We start from the raw sequence: 20,831 nt of genomic DNA, 5'->3' as shown, positions 1-20,831 counted from the left end.
AAAATCCGAAAATTGAATACAAAATACTATCTTTGATAAACTCAACATCAGAATGTATTTTAAAAATCCTGAAATTTTATACTTTCTATTGCTATTGATTGTACCAATTTTGGTTCATTTATTTCAATTACGTCGTTTCAAAAAAGAATATTTCACCAATGTTCGTTTCTTAAAAGAACTCTCCATACAAACCCGAAAAAGCTCCAAAATAAAAAAATGGTTGCTTCTAGCTACTCGTTTATTATTGATGACTTGTATTATAATTGCTTTTGCACAACCAACATTCAAAGCGATAGAAAAAGAAAATTCTACCAATGAAATGTATATTATTCTGGACAATTCCTTTAGCATGCAAGCCAAAGGAAAAAAAGGAGAATTGCTAAAACGGGCCGTTCAGGAACTACTGGAAGAAACACCTGAGAACTTACATTTTTCTTTACTTACCAATTCCGAAAATTACTGGAACAGTGATATAAAATCGATTCGAAATAGCTTACAGAATCTTAAATACAGTGCCATACCGTTCCAATTAGATAATATAATGGCACAGTTAAAAGCGCGTAAATCAGCTTTCAAAAAAGATGTTGTGATAATTACGGATGCTATTGGTTTAAATCAAAAACAACTTAAAAGTAGTGATGCAATAAACTCTCTGAAATTTATAATTCCGAAAGCGGAGCAAAAAAATAATGTTTCCATCGATAGTGTTTTCATCAAGGGAGCATCGGATGATTTTTATGAAATCAGCATTGAATTAAAGGCTTATGGCGAAAATATTAATGCTATTCCAATTGCATTATACAATCAAAATAAACTCGTTGCAAAAACCACAGTAAACTTTGAAACGAAGAAAAAAACTATCCTTTTCACAATACCCAAACAAATTTTTCATGGTTATGTTTCCATAGTTGACAACGGTTTAGCGTATGACAACACCTATTATTTTAGCATTTCTAAAACAGAAAAAATTAACGTGATAAGTATTGGCGAAGCCGAAAAAAGTAATTTTTTATCCAGAATATATACCAATAATGAATTCGTTTATAACAATTTTACTATTGGCTCATTGGATTACAATAAACTGCAAGATCAAGATGCCATTGTTTTAAATGAACTCGATGAAATTCCTCAAGCATTGCAAACAACATTAAAATCATTTGTAGAAAAAGGAGGCAGTCTAATTGTAATTCCTTCGGCTGTATCTACAAGTGCAAATATGAATGCATTTTTGATGAATTTTGGTAACGTAAAATTCAATTCATTAGAAAACAAAGAAAAATTGATTACTAAAATTAATTTCAGCCATCCATTATTCAACTCCGTTTTTGAGAATAAGATAAACAATTTTCAATATCCAAAAACAAAAAATTCGTTTGTACTATCCACTTCGAGTCCTGCCGCATTATCTTATGAAGACCAAAGTATTTTCTTGACAGCAATACAGAATCCTGTTTCATCCGTTTATGTGTTTTCGGCACCAATTAATACTACAAATTCAAATTTCCAGCAATCGCCACTAATTGTGCCTACTTTTTACAAAATGGCAGTAAACAATCAAAACAACAGCATAAATGCTTTAACTATAGGAAATAACAATCCTCATTTAACAGCCGCTTCATTAAACAAAGACGATATTTTAACCGTAAAAGGTGCCGAAGAACAATTTATTCCTGTTCAACAAATTCTCAATAATAAGATCAAAATGAATTTCAATGATTATCCAGAACAAGCTGGAAACTTTGAAATATATAACAAAAAAGAGTGGGTGGAAAACATCAGTTTCAACTACAATAGAACCGAAAGCAATTTGGCTGCGGCCAATGAAAACCTACTTTCTAACTATAAAATAATAGATTCGACTTCAACATTTTTTGACACTTTACAAACTAACAAAACCGATAATCAAATTTGGAAATGGTTTGTTATCTTTGCGCTGTTATTTCTACTGACTGAAATGGCAATTATAAGATTCGTGAAATAAAAACGAAGTTCAAATAATTAAAAAATACCTATGAAAATAATCATCAGAGGCGCCAAAATTATTGATTCAAAAAGTCCTTTTCATAACCAGACTTTAGATATTTTAATTGTTGATGGTTTTATAAAAAAAATTGGAAAATCTCTTCCAAATTCAGAAAATGCCGACGAGATAAAACTCGATAATTTGCATGTTTCACAAGGTTGGTTTGACAGCAGCGTTTCATTTGGGGAACCAGGTTACGAAGACCGAGAAACAATTGAAAACGGACTTAACACCGCTTCAAAAAGTGGTTTTACCGCAATTGCATTACAACCGAACTCCTTCCCTATTATTGACAATCAATCGCAAGTCAATTTTGTATTGAACAAAGCGCATGGATTTGCTACACAACTTTTCCCTATTGGCGCTTTGACAAAAGAAAGTGAAGGAAAAGATATGGCGGAATTGTATGATATGAAGAAAGCGGGCGCTATAGCTTTTGGAGATTACAACAGAAGCCTGGATAATGCAAACTTGCTTAAAATAGCGTTGCAATATGTGCAGGATTTTGATGGACTGGTGATTGCATTTGCTCAGGATGAAAAAATAAAAGGAAATGGTGTCGCTAACGAAGGTATTGTTTCTACCCAATTAGGGCTAAAAGGAATTCCGAATCTTGCCGAAGAATTACAAATCGCAAGAAATCTGTTTCTACTGGAATATACCGGAGGAAAATTACATATCCCAACCATTTCAACTGCAAAATCAATGCAATTAATCAAAGAAGCTAAAGCCAAAGGATTGAATGTAACCTGTAGTGTTGCTGTGCATCATTTGGTTTTAACCGATTCAACATTAGAAGGATTCGATACCAGATACAAGGTTTCGCCACCTTTACGAACAGAAACGGATAGAAAGGCATTACTAAAAGGAATAAAAGACGGAACGATTGACATGATCACTTCAGACCATAATCCGATAGATATTGAGCATAAAAAAATGGAATTTGACACCGCCAAAAATGGAACAATTGGTTTAGAAAGCGCATTTGGTGCTTTGATGACGGTTATTCCATTAGAAACTATAATCGAAAAATTGACTGCAGGAAAAGCTGTTTTCAGTATAGATAGTAACTCCATCGACGAAGGGTTAAAAGCGAATCTAACTTTATTCAATCCGGAAACGAAAAGTATTTTTACCAAATCAAACATCTTATCAAAATCTAAAAATTCTGCTTTTCTTGGAATGGAAATCAAAGGAAAAGTCTACGGAATTGTGAATCAAAGAAAAATAATTTTAGCATAAAAAAATGAACAACACTATCGAGGCAGGAAAAACCGCAGCCATAACAAGTTATATTTTAGGCATTGGTGTTTTCATAGCAATGTCAATGAACTCAGACGATAAAAACACTTTTGCTTCTTTTCATATTCGTCAAGGATTAGGAATTACACTAACATTTATCTCATTAGGATTGATTATCAGCAATTTTGACAGTTTACTGATTTCTGCTCCTATGTGGATTTTCGTTTCTGTTTTATGGTCATATGGAATTTTTAGTGCTATAAAAGGAGAAACAAAACCTATGCCATTATTAGGCACTTATTTTCAAAAATGGTTTTCAAACATATCATAATCTAATGAAGTTATCACTTGAATATTTGGTTAGGGAACCAAAAATAAAATTAGACAAAAACCCTCTTTTGCTTTTACTTCACGGTTACGGCAGCAATGAAGAAGATTTATTTTCATTTGTAACTGAACTTCCAGATGAATATTATATCGTTTCAGCGAGAGCTCCGTATAACATGCAATATGGCGCTTATGCTTGGTACGCCATCAATTTTGATGCTGATGAAAATAAATTTTCAGATCATGAACAGGCAAAAATTTCAAGAGATTTAATCGCTCAATTTATTGATGAATTAATTCAAACCTATCCAATAGATTCTAAAAACGTTACTTTGGTTGGCTTCAGCCAAGGTTCGATTTTAAGTTATGCAATAGCTTTATCACATCCTGATAAAGTACAAAGAGTAGTTGCTTTAAGCGGTTATGTAAGTGAACCTATCTTAGAAGAAAATTACTTGCGAAATGATCTTTCAAAACTAAAAATATTTCATTCACATGGAACGGCTGATCAGGTTATTCCAGTAGAATGGGCTCGAAAAACAAAACCCTTTTTGGAAAAACTAGGTATAAATTCTACCTATAAGGAATATCCTGTAGGTCATGGCGTAGCACCACAAAATTTTTATGACTTTAAAAATTGGTTGCTCGAAAATTAGCATTCAGTATTGAATTGCAGTTTTCGGAATTTTTGAATACTGAAAACTGCAACGGAATACTAGATTTACTTTTGATACAACAACGACTGGTTTACTTCAAAAGCAATACTTTCATCATCATTGACAAAGTATTTCAATAAAACTTCTCCCCAGATGTCTCCATCACTAAAATCAGCAATAATCCATCGGTGATTTAGAATTCTAACTTTATTGATAATAAATTTATTAGCCCCAATTTGATCTTGACCGGTATAAGGATTCCCTTTTGGATTTGAATTATAGTCCAGTAATTTCTCCGTTACAACTGGAATTAATTTTTCATATTGAATCGTTTTTTCACCGCTTCCCGAATCAAAATAATTTTGAGCATTTTCATTTTTTGCCAAAGAGAAATAGTTCGCATCAACCAATTTATTGGTAACTGATTTCAAACTGTCTTTTAACTTTGTAGTGACTTTTGTAAATCTATCCTGTTCGAAAGCTACTTCCTTACTGAGAAACATATACGTATAGATATTCATGAGGATAATAAGAATTATAAGATAGAGCATTAATGATCTTTTCATTTTGATTGGTATTAAATTGTAATTTGTAAATTATCGTACGCCAAAAAAACGTTTTCAGGCAGTTTTTTTTGCACATCTTCATGAAACCCAAGAATATGGCTAATATGAGTGATATACGTTTTTTGTGGTTGAACCAAAGCAATAAAATCTAAGGCTTCCTGCAAATTGAAATGTGTATTATGTGGTTCTTCCCGTAAAGCATTTACAACCAAAACTTTTAAACCTTTTAGTTTTTGGATTTCACTTTCTTCAACTGTTTTCACATCTGTCAAATAAGCAAAATCATCAATTCGATATCCAAAAACCTGAAGATCTCCATGCATCACATTGACAGGAATTGCTTTTTTATCGCCAATAGAAAATGGATGGTTGTTGACTACTTCAATCGTTTTCACGGAAGGTGCACCGGGATATCTATTTTTGGTTTCAAAAATATAATCAAACCTTTTTTTTAGGTTTTCAATTACTCTCTGATGTGCATAAATAGGTATCTCGCCTTGCTTAAAATTAAATGGGCGAATATCATCTAAACCTGCAGTATGGTCTGCATGTTCATGAGTAAATAGGATTCCGTCTACTTTCTGGCAGTTTGACGAAAGCATTTGTTGTCTGAAATCAGGTCCGCAATCGATTACGAAAGAATGATCGCCCCAAGAGATCCAAACGGAAACCCTTAACCTTTTATCCTTAATATCAGTACTTTTACATACCGAATGATTGCTCCCAATAACAGGTATTCCTTGTGATGTTCCTGTGCCTAAAAAATATATCTTCAACGGTATCATAATTTTTTACAAAAATAGGTTTATTTCTCCTTCATTAGAAACCATTTTAACTAACTTTGTAACATATTAGCCATATTTAAAACAAAATGGGTACTGAAATAAAACTAAAAGGTGACAAAGTCATCGAGCAAATTCCTTCTACAAAAGACAAGGCACTTCGTATTAACCTGAATGAAAACATCTACGGAACTTTTGCCGAAATTGGTGCCGGACAAGAAACTGTCAGACATTTTTTTAGAGCTGGAGGTTCATCAGGTACAATCGCAAAAGCAATGTCAGCGTATGACAAGGATTTTAGTGATGCCGTTTACGGAATAGAGAAAGATGGCCGTTATGTTACGGAAAGCCGACTAAAAAAAATGCTAACCTTCGAAGGTCAATTAATTGAAGAACGATTAAGTAGAGAGAAACATCCCAATAAAATGTTTTTCAGCTATGCTAACACTGTAGCAACTATCGATTTTGCAAAACAATTTAAAGGACATGGATGGGTTGGTATTAGATATCAAATTGAACCGGATGAAGATTATAATGAAATTATAATTCATATCCGTTTTAAGGAGACTGATGTGCGATTACAACAGGAAACCCTTGGTATTCTTGGTGTAAATCTTATTTACGGCGCCTACTACAAATACAATGACCCAAAACGATTGTTGCGTTATTTATACGACCATCTAGATAAGGATCAGTTAGAAATAGATACCATCAATTTCTCGGGGCCACGCTTTGCAGATGTTGATAATCGTTTGATGAGTTTACAACTAGTCAAAAATGGAATGACTGACGCGGTGATGTTTAATCCAGATGGGAAAAATATCCTTCCTGCTGCCATTTTATACAAAAAAAATATTCTTGCCTTTAGAGGTAGCTTTCGTCCTGTTACGAAAGTGAACATGGACATGTATGAGAAATCATTAAAAATGTTTCTAAACGAGAATAAAGTAGATGAAGAAAATACACTTGTAATTTTCGAAATCACCTTATCAAACTTACGTTCCGATGGTGAAATCGATGAGAGAGATTTTATGGATAGAGCTGAATTACTCTGTTCGTTAGGACAAACAGTAATGATTTCTAATTTCCAGGAATATTATAAAGTAGTCGAATACTTTGCCAATTATACCAAAGCACGAATGGGATTAGCGATGGGTGTAAATAACTTGGTTGATATTTTTGACGAAAAATACTATCGTCATTTAAGCGGTGGAATTCTGGAAGCTTTTGGGAAATTATTTTACCGTGATATGAAAGTTTTCTTATATCCTATGATTGGTGAAAACGGCGAAATTATTACCTCAGACAATTTGAAAGTGCATCCTAGAATGAAAGAACTATACAAATTCTTCAAGTTCAATGGAAAAGTTGTTGATATTGTTGATTATGATCCAGACATTCTGGAAGTATTCTCTCGAGAAGTGCTAAACATGATTAACCATGGAAAACCAGGTTGGGAAACTATGCTTCCTTCAGGAATTGCAGAAATCATTAAGGAACATCAACTTTTTGGGTATGACCCAAATAAACTCTTAAAAATCAGCAATTAATGTATAGCATTCAGTGTTCAGTCGCAGTGATCAGATAGACTAAAGAGACAAAGAAGAAAATTAAATTCATGTAATAGAAAGCCAAGAAAGATAAAATATATCGTTCTAGGCTTTTTTTCTGAAACATGAAAACTTACTTGAGTATTTGAGCAGCATGTGCTTTAGTTTTTACATCAGAAATTACCTCATCAATAATTCCGTTTTCATCTATTACAAAAGTAGTTCTATGAATTCCGTCATATTCTTTTCCCATGAATTTTTTGGGACCCCAGACGCCAAAAGCCTCAATAACAGATTTATCCTCGTCAGCTAATAATGGAAACGGAAAGTCATATTTTTCTTTGAACTTAGCCTGAGCCTTTTGTGCATCAGCACTTACACCCAGAAGTTCATAATTATTGGCTTTAAAACGTTCAAAATTATCTCTAAGATCACAAGCCTCGGCGGTACAACCTGGTGTATTTGCCTTTGGATAAAAGAAAACCACTAATTTTTTTCCTTTATAATCTGTTAATTGATGTGATTTTCCGTCTTGGTCCAGACCAGAAAAGTCGGGTGCTTTATCTCCTTTTTTTAATGTTGTCATTTTTTTTTGATTTATTTGAATTGAACAATTTCGAATTTTGCAAATGAGACTGAAATTGATTTTCTTTACAGCTCAAATTTAATGAATAATGAATAAACAAGAGCGCGTAACGTTTGTTATAAATACGTTAAATGAATTATACCCAACGATTCCTATTCCGCTGAATCATAAAGACCCTTATACTTTACTGATTGCGGTTTTACTTTCGGCACAATGCACGGATGTTCGCGTGAATCAAATTACGCCTTTGCTTTTTGCTAAAGCGGATAATCCCTATGATATGGTTAAACTTTCCGTGGAACAGATTAAGGAAATCATACGTCCTTGTGGCTTATCGCCAATGAAATCAAAAGGAATTCACGGTTTGTCTCATATTTTAATTGATAAACACTGCGGAAAAGTACCTCAGAGTTTTGAATTTTTAGAAGAATTACCGGCTGTGGGTCATAAAACCGCAAGTGTGGTGATGTCTCAGGCTTTTGGAGTTCCTGCTTTTCCAGTTGATACGCACATCCATCGCTTGATGTATCGATGGAATTTGACGAATGGAAAAAATGTGGTTCAAACAGAAAAAGATGCAAAACGTATTTTTCCGGAGGAAATATGGAATGATTTACACTTACAAATTATTTGGTACGGACGGCAATATTCACCAGCGCGTGGTTGGGATTTAGAAAAGGACATTATTACCAAAACAATTGGGAGGAAGACCGTTTTAGATGAATATTCCAAAAAATACAGCTTATTAAAATAGGAGATTCCACTAATTTTAAAAATAAAAGTAGTGGAATCTGGTTATTCAAGTCCTAAAAAATAGAACCTTGAATTTTTCTGATAAATAACATCCGACAGCATTTGTGGGATGTTTTAGTTAGCTATAATTTCGAAACTTTTATCATCGATTTTTATAATACTTAACGCTTTTGAATAACTCAATAAAAAAGAAACGATTTCTTTGCTAGGTTTCATTGTCTTAGCAACTAATGATTTTTTAGAGTAAATTTTTGCCATATTGTAATAAATTTGTTTTTATATTACAACGGAGCAAGTTTCGATTTATTGTTAATTCGTCAAAACAATTTGATGTTTATCGATAACTTTTCTCATATTCATTAATGCATAACGCATTCTTCCTAAAGCAGTATTTATGCTTACACCAGTTACCTCGGAAATTTCTTTAAAACTCATATCCTGGTACATCCTCATCACTAAAACTTCTTTTTGATCTACAGGCAATTCTTCAATCAATCGCTTTATATCCATCTCGACTTGTTCTGAAATTATTTTATTTTCTATCGAAAGTGAATCATCAGACATTATTGAAAAAATAGAAAATTCCTCTGTTTCTCTAAACATTGGCATTTTTTTAGTTTTTCTATAATGATCAACTATCAGATTATGTGAAATACGCATTACCCAAGGTAGAAATTTCCCTTCTTCATTATAAGAATTTGATTTTAAAGTTCTAATTACTTTAATAAAAGTATCTTGAAAAATATCATTCGAAATATCTCTATCAGAGATTTTAGAATATATAAAACCATAAATTTTTGATTCGTGTCTTTTGATTAATGCAGCCAAGGCATTTTCATTACCGGAAACATAATCCTGAACCAACGAAGCGTCGGGAAGTTGTGTATTAGCCATAGTTATACCTTTTAGTTGTTAATTAAAATTGGAGAAATTTTCTCTAAAAAGTAATGTTATAGTATAGGCTAATAATGTTAGTGTTATTTAATGCTCAAATTTAGCAAATATTTTTTTTAGGAAGCAAATAAAATTAAGAAAAATTAACATTTAAAGGTAAAATTTGTTAAAATTTAAAGTATTACTTTAAGTTAAATGACTGTCTTAAGAGCAATTACAAATTGAAATGTATTTATTTTTTAAATCCTTATTTCAAAGTTGTAAAAAAATACAACCTAAAATTCTATTTAACAAGAAATATAGTGACAATATAAATAATGCTCGATTATTAAAAAATCAGGCATTATAATATCAAATATCTTATTGATAAACTCTTACATAATCCACAATAAAATCTTGCGGAAAAATGCCATCATCGACTTTAGGGCCTCCAAAATTTCCTCCAATAGCCATATTAATAATAAAATAGAATGGTTGATTGAAAGGCCAGGTATTTTCGTTTTTATCCATTGGATTAAAAGTATAAACTAATACATCATCTACAAAAAAATCCATTTTGTCTTTTGACCAATCCAAAGCGTAGATATGAAACCCTTTTTCAATATCTGGAAAGTTTGTTTTCTTGGTATTAACGCTATTACCATGACTGTCTTGCGTATGCAAGGTTGTAAATACCATATGAGGCTCTCTGCCAATATATTCCAGAATATCAATTTCGCCAGATTTAGGCCAACCAACTTCACTAATATTTGACCCTAACATCCAGAAAGCTGGCCAAATACCATGACCAACAGGTAATTTAGCTCGTGCTTCAAAACGACCGTACTGAAACTCTTTTTTACTTTTTGTCGTTATTCTTGTCGAAGTGTATTTCGCTCCTTCTTTCTTAGCTGTGATAACAAGCTTTCCTTTCGATAATTTATGGTTTTCATCCGTATATAGTTGCCTTTCATTATTTCCCCAACCACAATTAGGGCAACCATCACCAATCTCAATATTCCAGTTTTCTTTGTTTAAAGTCTTTCCGTTGAAATTCTCCTCCCAAACTAATTTTCTTTTTGTTTGTTGTGCCAAACAAAAATGTCCAATAAACAATAGTATTAAAATTTTCTTCATTTAGTTTTAGTTAGAATATTGAAAATTACCCTGAATAGTCTTTGCAGAGCTTCCGCCTATAAAAACTTTAAAATCTCCTGGTTCCGCTTCCCACTTTAATTTAGCTGTAAAGAACTCAATTGTTTTTTCATCAATTGTAAAAGTAACTGTTTTGGTTTCATTAGGTTGCAATTCGATCATTTCAAAACCTTTAAGTTCCTGAACGGGTCTGGTTATACTTCCTATTAAATCTCTAATGTACAGTTGAACCACTTCTTTTCCGGCAACTTTTCCAGAGTTTTTTACTTTAATTGAAACTTCAATTTTTCCGTTTTTAGAAAAAGAACTGTTGCTTAATTGCAAATCAGAATATTCAAATTTTGAGTAACTCAATCCATAACCAAAAGGATATAGAGGCGTATTTTTTTCGTCTATATAGTGTGACCAAAAAACACTTTCTGGCTCATTCATAACCGGTCTTCCGGTATTTTTATAATTATAATAAATAGGCACTTGTCCCACATTTCTCGGAAAAGTCATTGGTAGTTTTCCACTTGGGTTGTAATCTCCATATAAAACTTGCGCAATGGCATTACCGCTTTGCGTTCCCAATTGCCAAGCTTCTACAATAGACGGAATATGCTCCTCCGCCCACGGAATTGCTAATGGACGGCCATTATTTAAAACCAAAACAATATTAGGATTGACTTTAAAAATAGCTTCTAATAATTCTTGTTGCACACCTGGCAAACCTAAATCAGCTCTGCTTCTTCCTTCTCCGGATTGCAATCCGTGTTCTCCAAGTACCATCACAACTACATCAGCTTGTTTTGCAACTGCAATTGCTTCTGCAAACCCGCTCTTATCCTTCATGTTGATTTTAGTCTCCCAAATAAACTGTGTTCTACCTGCAGCTACATCTGCCCCCTTTGCATAAGTGAGTTGGTTTCCTTTATAATTTTGCAGTCCTTCAAGTACTGAAACGGCAGAATTATCATCAGCAGCGATTCTCCAACTCCCTAAAGGACTCGTTTTATCGTTAGCCAATGCACCAATCAAAGCGATCTTTTGTCCTGATTTTTTCAAGGGAAGCAACTCTTTTTCGTTTTTTAGCAAGACAATCGATTTTTTTGCCATATCTAAAACACCTTGTTGGAATTCAGCTTTTCCAACTGTTTCTTTTTCGCGGGTTTCATCACAGTATTTATAAGGATCATCAAATAAACCCAACTCGAATTTCACTTTCAGAATTCTTTTTGCGGCATCATCAATTAGACTTTCTTTTACTTTGCCTTCTTTAACCAATGTTACCAAGTGCTCCACATAAGCACTGGATTCCATATCCATATCAGAACCAGCGTTGATTGCTATTTCAGCTGCTTGTTTACTGTCTTTAGCGTAACCGTGTGAAATCATTTCGTTTATAGAACCCCAATCCGAAACAACAAAACCGTCAAATTTCCAGTCGCCTTTTAATATTTGTCTTTGCAAATAAGGGTTTCCAGTTGCAGGAATTCCGTTCAATTCATTAAAGGAATTCATAAATGTTCTTACACCTGCATCAACTGCTGCCTTAAAAGGAGGAAAAATAGTATTCTGCAACGTAGTTTCACTCACATCAACTGTGTTATAATCTCTTCCCGCTTCCGCAAAAGCATAACCTGCGAAATGTTTGGCGCAAGCCAAAATAGTATTTGTAGCGGCTAAATCATCCCCTTGAAAACCTTTGACACGGGCTACTGCAATCTTGCTTCCTAAATAAGGATCTTCACCTGCACCCTCCATAACTCTCCCCCAACGGGCATCACGTGCAATATCAACCATAGGTGCGAAAGTCCAATTTAGCCCCACTGCGGCGGCTTCCTCGGCTGCAATTGCCGCTGATTTTCTAATCGCTTCCATATCCCAACTGGCAGATTCTGCTAATGGAATTGGACTAATCGTTTTATATCCATGAATGACATCAAACCCAAAAATTAGAGGAATGCCCAAGCGCGTTTCTTCAATAGCAATTTTTTGCAAGGCCTTCACGTCCTTGACTCCTTTTACGTTAAGCATAGAACCCACCAATCCCTTTTTGAGGTCATCGTATTTTTTTGCTGCTTGACCTTCTTTGGGAGTCGGACCTGTTATATCCCAGAATCCATTGTATTGGTTAAGCTGTCCCACTCTTTCGGCTAATGTCATCAGTTTAAGAACAGAGTCCACTTTTCGTTCTAGTATATTTTCTTTTGAAAAAGCAGTAGAAGATTGTGTGATTTTTTTACTGCAACCAGATAATATTAAAGTTGCAATAGCGAATGATGTTAACAGCGAATTATTTCTCATTTGTCTCCTTTTTGAATAAATTATAAAGGCCGGCTAAAGAACCGGCCTCCTTAGATTTAAAACATTATGTATTCTTTCTATTGATACACTCTCACATAATCAATCTCCATAGAAGATTGCGTAAAGGCGGCGTCAATGGCTCCTCCAAAAGTTCCTCCCATTGCAACATTTAAAATTAAGAAGAAATCTTTATTAAAAGGCAAAGAACTACTGTTTACTACAGTATGGAACAGTTTGTCATCGACAAATAGTTGAACCGCTGCTGGACTCCAAATGGCTTTGTACACATGAAACTCAGTAGAAGCGTTCGTAATTGTTGTTGTCTTTCCATCACCACTTCCTCCAGAATGTCCGGGATAATGAAGCGTTCCATAAATAACATTAGGCTGATTTCCTTTATGTTCCATAATATCTATTTCCCCACATCCTGGCCATGTATTTGTTGCATAATCCTGACCCAACATCCATATAGCTGGCCATGTACCTCCTCCAGTAGGTAATTTAGCACGAACCTCAATTTTACCATAGGTGAATTCAAATTTATTTTCCGATTTCAATCTCGTAGAAGTATAACCTGAACCCGCTTTTTTAGCAGTTATTTTCAAATTTCCACCTTGGACAATTACATTTTCTGCTGCACTAGTATAGGTTTGTGCTTCTTCATTACCCCAGCCACCAGCACCTAGGTCATATGCCCACTTTGTAGGATCGGGAGCGCCAGCTGTATCAAAATTATCTTCAAAAACTAGTTTTGTATAATTTGTTGCAGGTACTTGATTTGGAGGAGTAGTTGTAAATATATGGTACCACGCTAAGAACGTATTTCCAGGCATAACTGCTCTTACGACCATTCGATTCTCCGTAATCGATAATATTTCATACGAACTTGCTCCTATAAAATAGCCCATAAAACCACCATCAGTAATATTGATCATTGTACCTCTTGTTTGGGTCAGATGATCTGGATTCATAGTTACAAAAGACTCAGAAGGACTTAATGTAACAATTTTATCTCCTGCAGTATTTAAGGCATAACAAGCGTCATCGCCACCTTTAATAGAGCCATTATAAAATGTAGAGCCTTGATTGTCTAAATTAAATTTAATTTGGTCACCTGCCAAAGAAAAAGTCATTACGCTGTTATATAAACAAGTAGCCGATTTTTCGTTAGCGGCAGCTCCATAAAAATCTGGGTAATAATTTTTTGTTCCAAAAACAGGATCAGACCAAGGTACATTTGGACCAACTCCTAAATGTCCTTTTTCCGTTTGTGCCCAATACCATTTTTTAGAAGTTCCTCCAGTTAAAAATTTCACCGCTTCTTCATCTTTGAAACTACTAAAAACTGTAACTTCAAGAGTCGTATTAGAAGTCACACCCCCTTTACCAGAGGCCAAAACAGTAACGGTATAGGTGTTTACGCCAGGTTTAGTAAATGTTTTCAAAAAAATTCCGCTTGGAGCACTTGCAGAAGTTCCATCACTAAAAACATATTTATACGAAATAGCATTATCCGCAACCGTAGTGAATTTTATTTTTCCAGATCCATCTCCGTTTGGAGCAAGGGCTGTTTTTCCTAAAATTTCAGCCGTCACTTTAAGATTTGACGGTGTATCTATTGCACCGAAGGAAAAATCATCTTCCTGACAATTTACCATCAAAAGAAGGGCAAAAATGGATACTATATTTATTATTATTTTTTTCATTTTCAGTTTTTTTAATTGAATTGTTTAATGTCATCAAAGTAATAGGTATCACCAGTTCCGTTAACTCCAAAATCAGGAAAAAGGATTACTCTGTCGTAAGGAATACTTGTTCTGAATGCACCATATGTGGTTAGGTCGAATGTCAAGGTTTGCCAAGCATTAGAAACCGTTGTAAGAGCCTGAACTTCGACAAAAACAGTTGGATTTCCGTTACCGTCTTTTGGTGATTTAGAATTTTCGATTTTCAATAATATTTTTGAACCCACTTTAGGTGACCAGACATTTATAGACACTTTTGTACCCTTTGAAAAGTCAATCGCGCTATCTAAATTTAAACTGGCACCTGCCCAAACCTGAGCACCTGCTGTTTTTGTAATTTCAACTACTTTATTAGATAAATTTATTCCCGTTTTTTTAGGATTATTAACCACAGCTGCTGGAATTCCTGAATAATTTGCATCGCCAAAACCAATCCAAGGATAGGTCAATAAAGTAGATTCAAAATCAAGTGGCAATACAGTTGACTGCGTTGGATCTTTATAAAAATAAATATTATCAATAAATACGGTACCTGCCGCCCAAGGAGTACCTACAAATTTTAATTGGATGATATCAGCTACTGTTAATCCTTGACTTGTATATGCCGAAATTGGGATATCGATACTAGTCCACTGGTTAGCAGTAAGGTCTTTAGTAACTGGTTTTTCACCATTTAATTTACTGATTAAAGAAGTTTCAATTTTTGTTACATCTGCAGTCCAAACATCCATATGAAGATATTTCATACCAGAAACATTTATAGTAACGCCATCTGCCAACTGAATTCCTTGGTAGCTCAATTTAATGTATTGCAGCATTTTATCTCCATTTACATCAGCTTCAGCCCAGCTACTGCCTTGACCTCCTTGACCCCAATCAGGGAAATAATTTGTTCCGGCAACACTGGTGTACTTGGCACCATATATCGAAATCACATCTGATGCAATTCTATTTGCTGGTTCTGGTGCAGATGTAGTGGGTTTATTAATAGCAGTAACTTTAAAATCAACTGTATATTGAGTCGCTTTGATTGCAGCACTTTTCGATACAATTCGTATAGTGTAAGTCCCTGCCTCTTTATAAACATAAGATATCGATTCCCCATTATTTACGGAGATTGGGTCTGTTTTACCAGGTTCTCCAAAATACACATCATAAAACAATGCAAAATCAGCGGTAGCTTTAACATTTACTTTTTTTGATGTTATTAAGTCGTTTTCAATTAGAACAACTAAATTCTCCGGCGCTCTGAAGGAAACTACAACCTCTTGGACAACTTCAGTTCTCTTGCCATTGATTGTGGTTCCCACTATTTTTGCCTGATACACTCCTTCTGCATATTTATGCGTGGTTGTTTCCCCCGGATTTACGTATGACGGGGTAGCAGTAGCGTCTCCAAAATAAATTTCGTAACGAGTAACGCCTTCTCCACGTGGTACAAAAGTTACTTTACCTGAATTATCTTGTGTTACGGTTGTCAGAGCAGAAATATTTGTGGGAGCATTTACGGCATCTACATTAGTATCACCACTATCGTTAGAGCATCCTAAAAGGAATGTTAAAACAAAAAGACTAATTATTAATTTTAATTTTTTCATAATACTGTTTTTTTAATATCCAGGGTTTTGTTGCCAATTTCCGTTTGCAAATTGAATTTCTTCGATTGGAATAGGGAATAATTCATTTTTCCCAGCTTTAAATCCTTCAATTTCTTGAGCCGCTTTTCCTGTTCTTACTAAATCGAAAAAACGATGACCTTCACCAACTAATTCTATTCTTCTTTCTGCCAAAATAAAATCAGTTAAAGCAGGACCAGAAGCCGTAATATCATGGTTTAAATCTCCAAAAGCACGTCGGCGTACTTGATTCAGATAGTTTTTTGCTTTGCTATCGTCAATTCCTCCTCTACTGTAGGCTTCTGCGGCCATCAATAAAACATCGGCATAACGTATTGCTCTGTAATTATTAGGATTTGTCAGGTTTAAATCTCCTTGTGCATTGGCGCTTCTTTTTCTTGGAATGTATTTTCTATTAAAAAACCCGGTATGTTCATTGCCTTTGCTAAATGTTGCTCCAGTGCTTGCTGCCCAAGCTTCGATATCTAAAATTGCTACTGCTTTTCTTCTATCACCTGCTTCAAAAGCATTCACGATTTTTTGCGTTGGAACATTAAAACTAAAACCAGATGTAAATAAAGACCCTGTATAATCTCTTGGTCCATTAAATCCTACTGCAATATTACCTTCGCTGCATTGGAAACATCCAAAACCGGCTCCTTCAACATCCGTGTATTGTACTTCAAAAACAGATTCAGCTCCATTTTCTCCTGCATCTTCAAATATTGAATTATAATCTGTTACTAAGGAATAAGAAGAAGTTGAAATCAAACTTTCGAGAGTAGTCGCTGCCTGTGAAAATTTATTTTGGTATAAATATGCTTTCCCTAGTAATGCCAAAGCTGCCCCTTTAGTCGCTCTTCCTTTTTGCGATGCTGTAGGCGATAAATTATCTTTAGCAAAAATTAAATCTGCTTCGATTGAGGCATAGACATCACTAACGGAAGAACGTGGAATTGATTTTTCGTCTCCAACAGCGAATCTCTTATCACCATTCATAGGAATACCTCCAAACCATTTTACCAATTCAAAATGGTAGTAGGCTCTTAGAAAACGAGCTTCGGCAATCACTTGATTTTTACCTACAAAATCCGTTTTGTCTTTAAATTCAAGGATGTAATTGCATCGTTGAACTCCTGCAAACATATAATCCCACAAACTTTTAAGTTGCGCGTTTACCGGTGTATGAATCATATCGTCAATTTGCTGATAACCTGGAACATCAGTGGCGTTACCTCCCCCAGCAAGGGTATTATCGGATGCAATTTCTCCCATCAAAACATTTACAAAAGTCGATTGCAGCAAATCATAGGCTCCAATTAATGCATTATCATAATCCGTTTTTGAATTAAAATAATTTTCAGAACCCACAGAATAAACGGGGTCACGATTCACAAATTCATCAGAACAAGAAATAATCGTTGTCGAGAAAATGGCTATCGTTGCTATAGTTATAAGTATATACTTTTTCATTGTAATATAAATTAAAAATTAATATTTAAACCCACCATGTAGGTTCTCGGAATAGGATAGAAACCATAATCGATTCCGCCACCGATAGGGGCTCCGTTTGATGCTCCCGGATCATATCCTTTATATTTTGTGAAGGTGTATAGGTTGTTTACTCCAGCATATAATCTCAGTTTAGTTAATCCTGCTTTTTCAGCATATTTTGGATTCAATGAATATCCTAATTGTATATTTTGGATTCTTAAATAAGATGCATCTTCCACAAAGTAATCAGAAAAAACAGTGTTAGCAGTTGAGCTTGTTGTTACTCTAGGAACTGAATTACTTGTCCCCTCACCTGTCCATCTGTCCAAAACATATCTAAAATGGTTAGCATCTGTAACATCTCGTTCATAATTTCGTACCATGTCATTTCCAACAGATGCAAAAGTATAAGCAGAGAAATCAAGGTTTTTATAATTCAATTGCAAGTTGAAACCCATCGTTGCATTTGGAATTGGATCACCAATATTTGTTCTGTCCTTAACATCAATTACATTATCTCCATTTACATCTACATAACGAATATCACCAGGAGCGGCATTAGCTCCTAATGCAAGTTGTGAAGGATGTGCATCGATCTCTGCTTGATTTTGAAAAATTCCATCTGTTTTATAGCCGTAGAAATAACCTATTGGTTGCCCTACTTCCATTCTTGAGGGAGCTGGTTGGCCCACGCCAAAAGAACCTCCTTCAATAAATCCTGTTCCATTGTTAACTTCTAAAACTTTATTTTCAAGGAAAGTCACATTATAAGCCGCACTCATTGAAAAATTATCAGAGAATTTATTTTTGTAATCTATAGAAAATTCAAATCCTGAATTTCTAACCGTTCCTGCATTAACCGTAGGTGCACTTGCACCAGGAGCACTAATTCCAATGATTCCAGAAACCGGAATATTTGGAATTAACAGGTCAGCTCTGGTATCAATAAAATAATCCGATACAATTGATACCTTATCGTTAAATAATTTCAAATCTAAACCTACATCAAACTTTCTCGCCTCTTCCCATTTTAAATCTGGATTAGGAATTTGCCCTGACGCTGAGCCATTAACTAAAGCGCCATCAAAAACATAAGTTGCTTCTCCTGTAAGTTGAGAAATGTAACCATTATTAGGGATTTGGTCATTTCCTAAAGTCCCGTAACTTCCTCTCAATTTCATGAAATTAATAAACTTAGATTCTCCATAAAATCCTTCATCAGAAATCACCCAACCTGCAGTAAATGAGGGGAAATAACCTATTTTATTTCCTGGTCCAAATTTTGTAGATGCATCACGTCTAATCATCGCAGACAAAAGATATTTTCCTTTATAGTCGTATTGTGCTCTTCCAAAATAAGAAAGTCTTCTTTCGTCATAACTATAAGAACCATTGGTTTTAGCATTCAAAATTCCGGTTGTTAAAGAAATATCAGCAAAATCCCATGAGTTATTAGGAACATCGTAGCCTGTTGCAAACAAACCATTTCCCCATTGTTTATATATGGTATTTCCAATTGTTGCAGCAAAATTATGCCCTTCGCCTAATTTTTTGGTATATGTACCATAGATATCAAAAGAATAATCATTATCGTTTATTGCGCTTTGAGAAACAGAGCTTCTTGCGACATCAAATACTTTTCCTCCATAATTAACTTGCTTTGCAAAACTTCTAGATTTGCTATTAGAGGTGTTAAAACCCATAGAACTGGATAAAACAAAATCTTTGAAAAGCTTATAATCTAAACCAAAATTTCCGTTTAGTTTTTTGAAATTATAATCATTATAAGTATTAGCAATCTGAGCTAACGGATTTATAATTTCGATACCTAAACCAGTCGTGGGCGCCAATGTAAAATCGCCATTACTGTTATAAGGAGTTAAAGTTGAAGGGATATTAAGCGCATTAAAAAGCACGGAAGCTAATCCATTCTCATTTAATGACTTTCTATTAAAATAAGTATAAATAACATTGGTTTTTAATTTCAACTTTTCTGATAAATCAGCTCCTAAAGATACTCTTGCTGTATTTCTTAAAAAACCAGATTTACCTCCGCCAATAATTCCTTCCTGATCCAAGTGAGAACCACTTACCGCATAAGTAACTTTATCCGATCCACCTGAAATGGACAAATCATGACTTATTATTGGAACACCAGTTTTAAAAACTTCGTTTTGCCAATTTGTTCCTTTCCCTAAACCACTAACATTTGGATAAGGAAGTGCTTTTCCGCCATTAGCATAGCTTTCATTTAATAACAACGCGTATTCTGTTGCATTTAATGTTGGCAGCGTTCTCGAAGTTTCTTGAAATCCCGTATATGTGTTTAAAGAAATTTTTGTTTTAGCATTCTTTTTACCGCTTTTAGTTGTCACCAAAATAATTCCGTTTGCACCTATAGTTCCATATATAGCAGCCTGGGCATCTTTCAAAACAGTAATAGATTCTACATCATTTGGGTTTAACAGCCCTAATTCACCAACATATCCATCTATAATTGTTGTAGGTCCATTTTGACCATTGGTAGCAATTCCGCGAATACGTATATCCAAAGCTGCACCAGGAGCACCTGATGTTGTTGTAACATTGACACCAGAAACAGTTCCTTGTAAGGCTTGTTCAATTTTCACCGGTTTTAGAATTTCTAATGTTTTGCTATCCACAACCGAAACCGCACCGGTAACTTGTCTTTTTTTCTGACTACCGTAACCAATTACAACAACTTCATCTAAAGTTTTAGAATCCTGTTGTAATGAAATACTAAGATTCATAGTAGTAGAAGTAACTTTATATTCAAAATTTTTAAATCCTAAATAAGAGAAAACAAGTGTTGATCCTGATGAAACTCCTTTTATGGTGAACCTACCATCAAAGTCAGATGTTGTTCCTTTATTTGTGTTTTTGATTTGTATGTTTACGCTAGGTATTGGTAAACCAGAACCCGTCTCTTTTACAACTCCTCCAATATCATACCCTTGGGCATACCCAAAAGCAGAGAGAAATAGAAAAATAATTAATAGATAGTTTGACTTCATAATTTATGTTTTTTGTGAATTATAAATTTAGAAGTAAGTCCTAATAATAAATGAAAAAGAACCACAACAAAAAACATACAATTCAAAAAAAACTACAATTAATTCAGGATACTTTAAAAAAATGAAGAAATTAAGAAGA

The 20,831-nt window shown here is 34.3% G+C and carries 17 protein-coding genes; 6 read left to right on the top strand and 11 right to left on the bottom strand.

Features of this window, described 5'->3' with window-relative positions:
* Positions 1-52: 52 nt before the first annotated feature.
* The 4 genes from BUC23_RS07410 to BUC23_RS07395 are packed head-to-tail and all read left to right on the top strand — an operon-like array spanning position 53 to position 4,248.
* Complete coding sequence (locus tag BUC23_RS07410) at positions 53-1,981, top strand: vWA domain-containing protein (protein ID WP_073207834.1); 1,929 nt, start codon at positions 53-55, stop codon at positions 1,979-1,981.
* A 30-nt stretch (positions 1,982-2,011) separates the two neighbouring features.
* Positions 2,012-3,265 (top strand): dihydroorotase, encoded by a 1,254-nt coding sequence (locus BUC23_RS07405; RefSeq protein WP_073207831.1) that lies wholly within the window; start codon positions 2,012-2,014, stop codon positions 3,263-3,265.
* A gap of 4 nt (positions 3,266-3,269) precedes the next feature.
* Complete coding sequence (locus BUC23_RS07400; protein WP_073207827.1) at positions 3,270-3,596, top strand: hypothetical protein; 327 nt, start codon at positions 3,270-3,272, stop codon at positions 3,594-3,596.
* A gap of 4 nt (positions 3,597-3,600) precedes the next feature.
* Entirely contained in the window at positions 3,601-4,248 is a 648-nt protein-coding gene (locus BUC23_RS07395) for an alpha/beta hydrolase (RefSeq protein ID WP_073207823.1), read from the top strand.
* Between the two features lie 65 nt (positions 4,249-4,313).
* Here the strand turns inward: BUC23_RS07395 and BUC23_RS07390 are convergent, their stop codons facing one another.
* Positions 4,314-4,814 carry a hypothetical protein gene (locus BUC23_RS07390; RefSeq protein WP_073207820.1) on the bottom strand — a complete coding sequence of 167 codons (501 nt, stop codon included), beginning with the start codon at positions 4,812-4,814 and terminating at the stop codon, positions 4,314-4,316.
* Between the two features lie 11 nt (positions 4,815-4,825).
* The gene (locus BUC23_RS07385) at positions 4,826-5,590 is read right to left on the bottom strand and encodes an MBL fold metallo-hydrolase (protein ID WP_073208425.1); all 765 of its coding nucleotides are present in this window, start codon (positions 5,588-5,590) and stop codon (positions 4,826-4,828) included.
* A 95-nt stretch (positions 5,591-5,685) separates the two neighbouring features.
* Here BUC23_RS07385 and BUC23_RS07380 point away from each other — a divergent pair, with 95 nt between their 5' ends.
* A complete protein-coding gene (locus BUC23_RS07380) occupies positions 5,686-7,146 on the top strand; it encodes a TonB-dependent receptor (RefSeq protein ID WP_073207817.1) in 1,461 nt (486 codons plus the stop codon).
* Positions 7,147-7,279: 133 nt separating this feature from the next.
* Here BUC23_RS07380 and bcp read toward each other — a convergent pair whose 3' ends face one another.
* The gene (gene bcp, locus BUC23_RS07375) at positions 7,280-7,732 is read right to left on the bottom strand and encodes a thioredoxin-dependent thiol peroxidase (RefSeq protein WP_073207814.1); all 453 of its coding nucleotides are present in this window, start codon (positions 7,730-7,732) and stop codon (positions 7,280-7,282) included.
* 88 nt (positions 7,733-7,820) lie between these two features.
* Between bcp and BUC23_RS07370 the strand changes: the two genes are divergently transcribed.
* The gene (locus BUC23_RS07370) at positions 7,821-8,486 is read left to right on the top strand and encodes an endonuclease III domain-containing protein (RefSeq protein WP_073207811.1); all 666 of its coding nucleotides are present in this window, start codon (positions 7,821-7,823) and stop codon (positions 8,484-8,486) included.
* A 113-nt stretch (positions 8,487-8,599) separates the two neighbouring features.
* Here the strand turns inward: BUC23_RS07370 and BUC23_RS17475 are convergent, their stop codons facing one another.
* The 8 genes from BUC23_RS17475 to BUC23_RS07335 all read right to left on the bottom strand — a co-directional run bounded on the left by BUC23_RS17475 (position 8,600) and on the right by BUC23_RS07335 (position 20,692).
* Entirely contained in the window at positions 8,600-8,743 is a 144-nt protein-coding gene (locus tag BUC23_RS17475; protein WP_167365565.1) for a hypothetical protein, read from the bottom strand.
* 51 nt (positions 8,744-8,794) lie between these two features.
* Positions 8,795-9,379, bottom strand: a complete 585-nt coding sequence (locus BUC23_RS07365; protein ID WP_073207808.1) for an RNA polymerase sigma factor — start codon at positions 9,377-9,379, stop codon at positions 8,795-8,797.
* Between the two features lie 360 nt (positions 9,380-9,739).
* On the bottom strand, positions 9,740-10,495 hold the full coding sequence (locus tag BUC23_RS07360; RefSeq protein ID WP_073207805.1) for a glycoside hydrolase family 16 protein: 756 nt from the start codon (positions 10,493-10,495) through the stop codon (positions 9,740-9,742).
* 6 nt (positions 10,496-10,501) lie between these two features.
* Positions 10,502-12,802 carry a beta-glucosidase BglX gene (gene bglX, locus BUC23_RS07355; RefSeq protein ID WP_073207803.1) on the bottom strand — a complete coding sequence of 767 codons (2,301 nt, stop codon included), beginning with the start codon at positions 12,800-12,802 and terminating at the stop codon, positions 10,502-10,504.
* Positions 12,803-12,879: 77 nt separating this feature from the next.
* Positions 12,880-14,508, bottom strand: a complete 1,629-nt coding sequence (locus tag BUC23_RS07350; protein WP_073207800.1) for a family 16 glycosylhydrolase — start codon at positions 14,506-14,508, stop codon at positions 12,880-12,882.
* Positions 14,509-14,519: 11 nt separating this feature from the next.
* Positions 14,520-16,145 carry a hypothetical protein gene (locus BUC23_RS07345; protein ID WP_073207797.1) on the bottom strand — a complete coding sequence of 542 codons (1,626 nt, stop codon included), beginning with the start codon at positions 16,143-16,145 and terminating at the stop codon, positions 14,520-14,522.
* 12 nt (positions 16,146-16,157) lie between these two features.
* Positions 16,158-17,636, bottom strand: coding sequence for a RagB/SusD family nutrient uptake outer membrane protein (locus tag BUC23_RS07340; protein ID WP_073207794.1), 1,479 nt, complete (start codon positions 17,634-17,636; stop codon positions 16,158-16,160).
* Positions 17,637-17,647: 11 nt separating this feature from the next.
* Entirely contained in the window at positions 17,648-20,692 is a 3,045-nt protein-coding gene (locus BUC23_RS07335) for a SusC/RagA family TonB-linked outer membrane protein (RefSeq protein ID WP_073207792.1), read from the bottom strand.
* Between the last annotated feature and the right edge of the window lie 139 nt (positions 20,693-20,831).

It is taken from the genome of Flavobacterium xinjiangense, assembly GCF_900142885.1.
Classification (GTDB): domain Bacteria; phylum Bacteroidota; class Bacteroidia; order Flavobacteriales; family Flavobacteriaceae; genus Flavobacterium; species Flavobacterium xinjiangense.
Note: the sequence above shows the minus strand (reverse complement) of the source record. Positions and strands in the feature narration are given on the sequence as shown.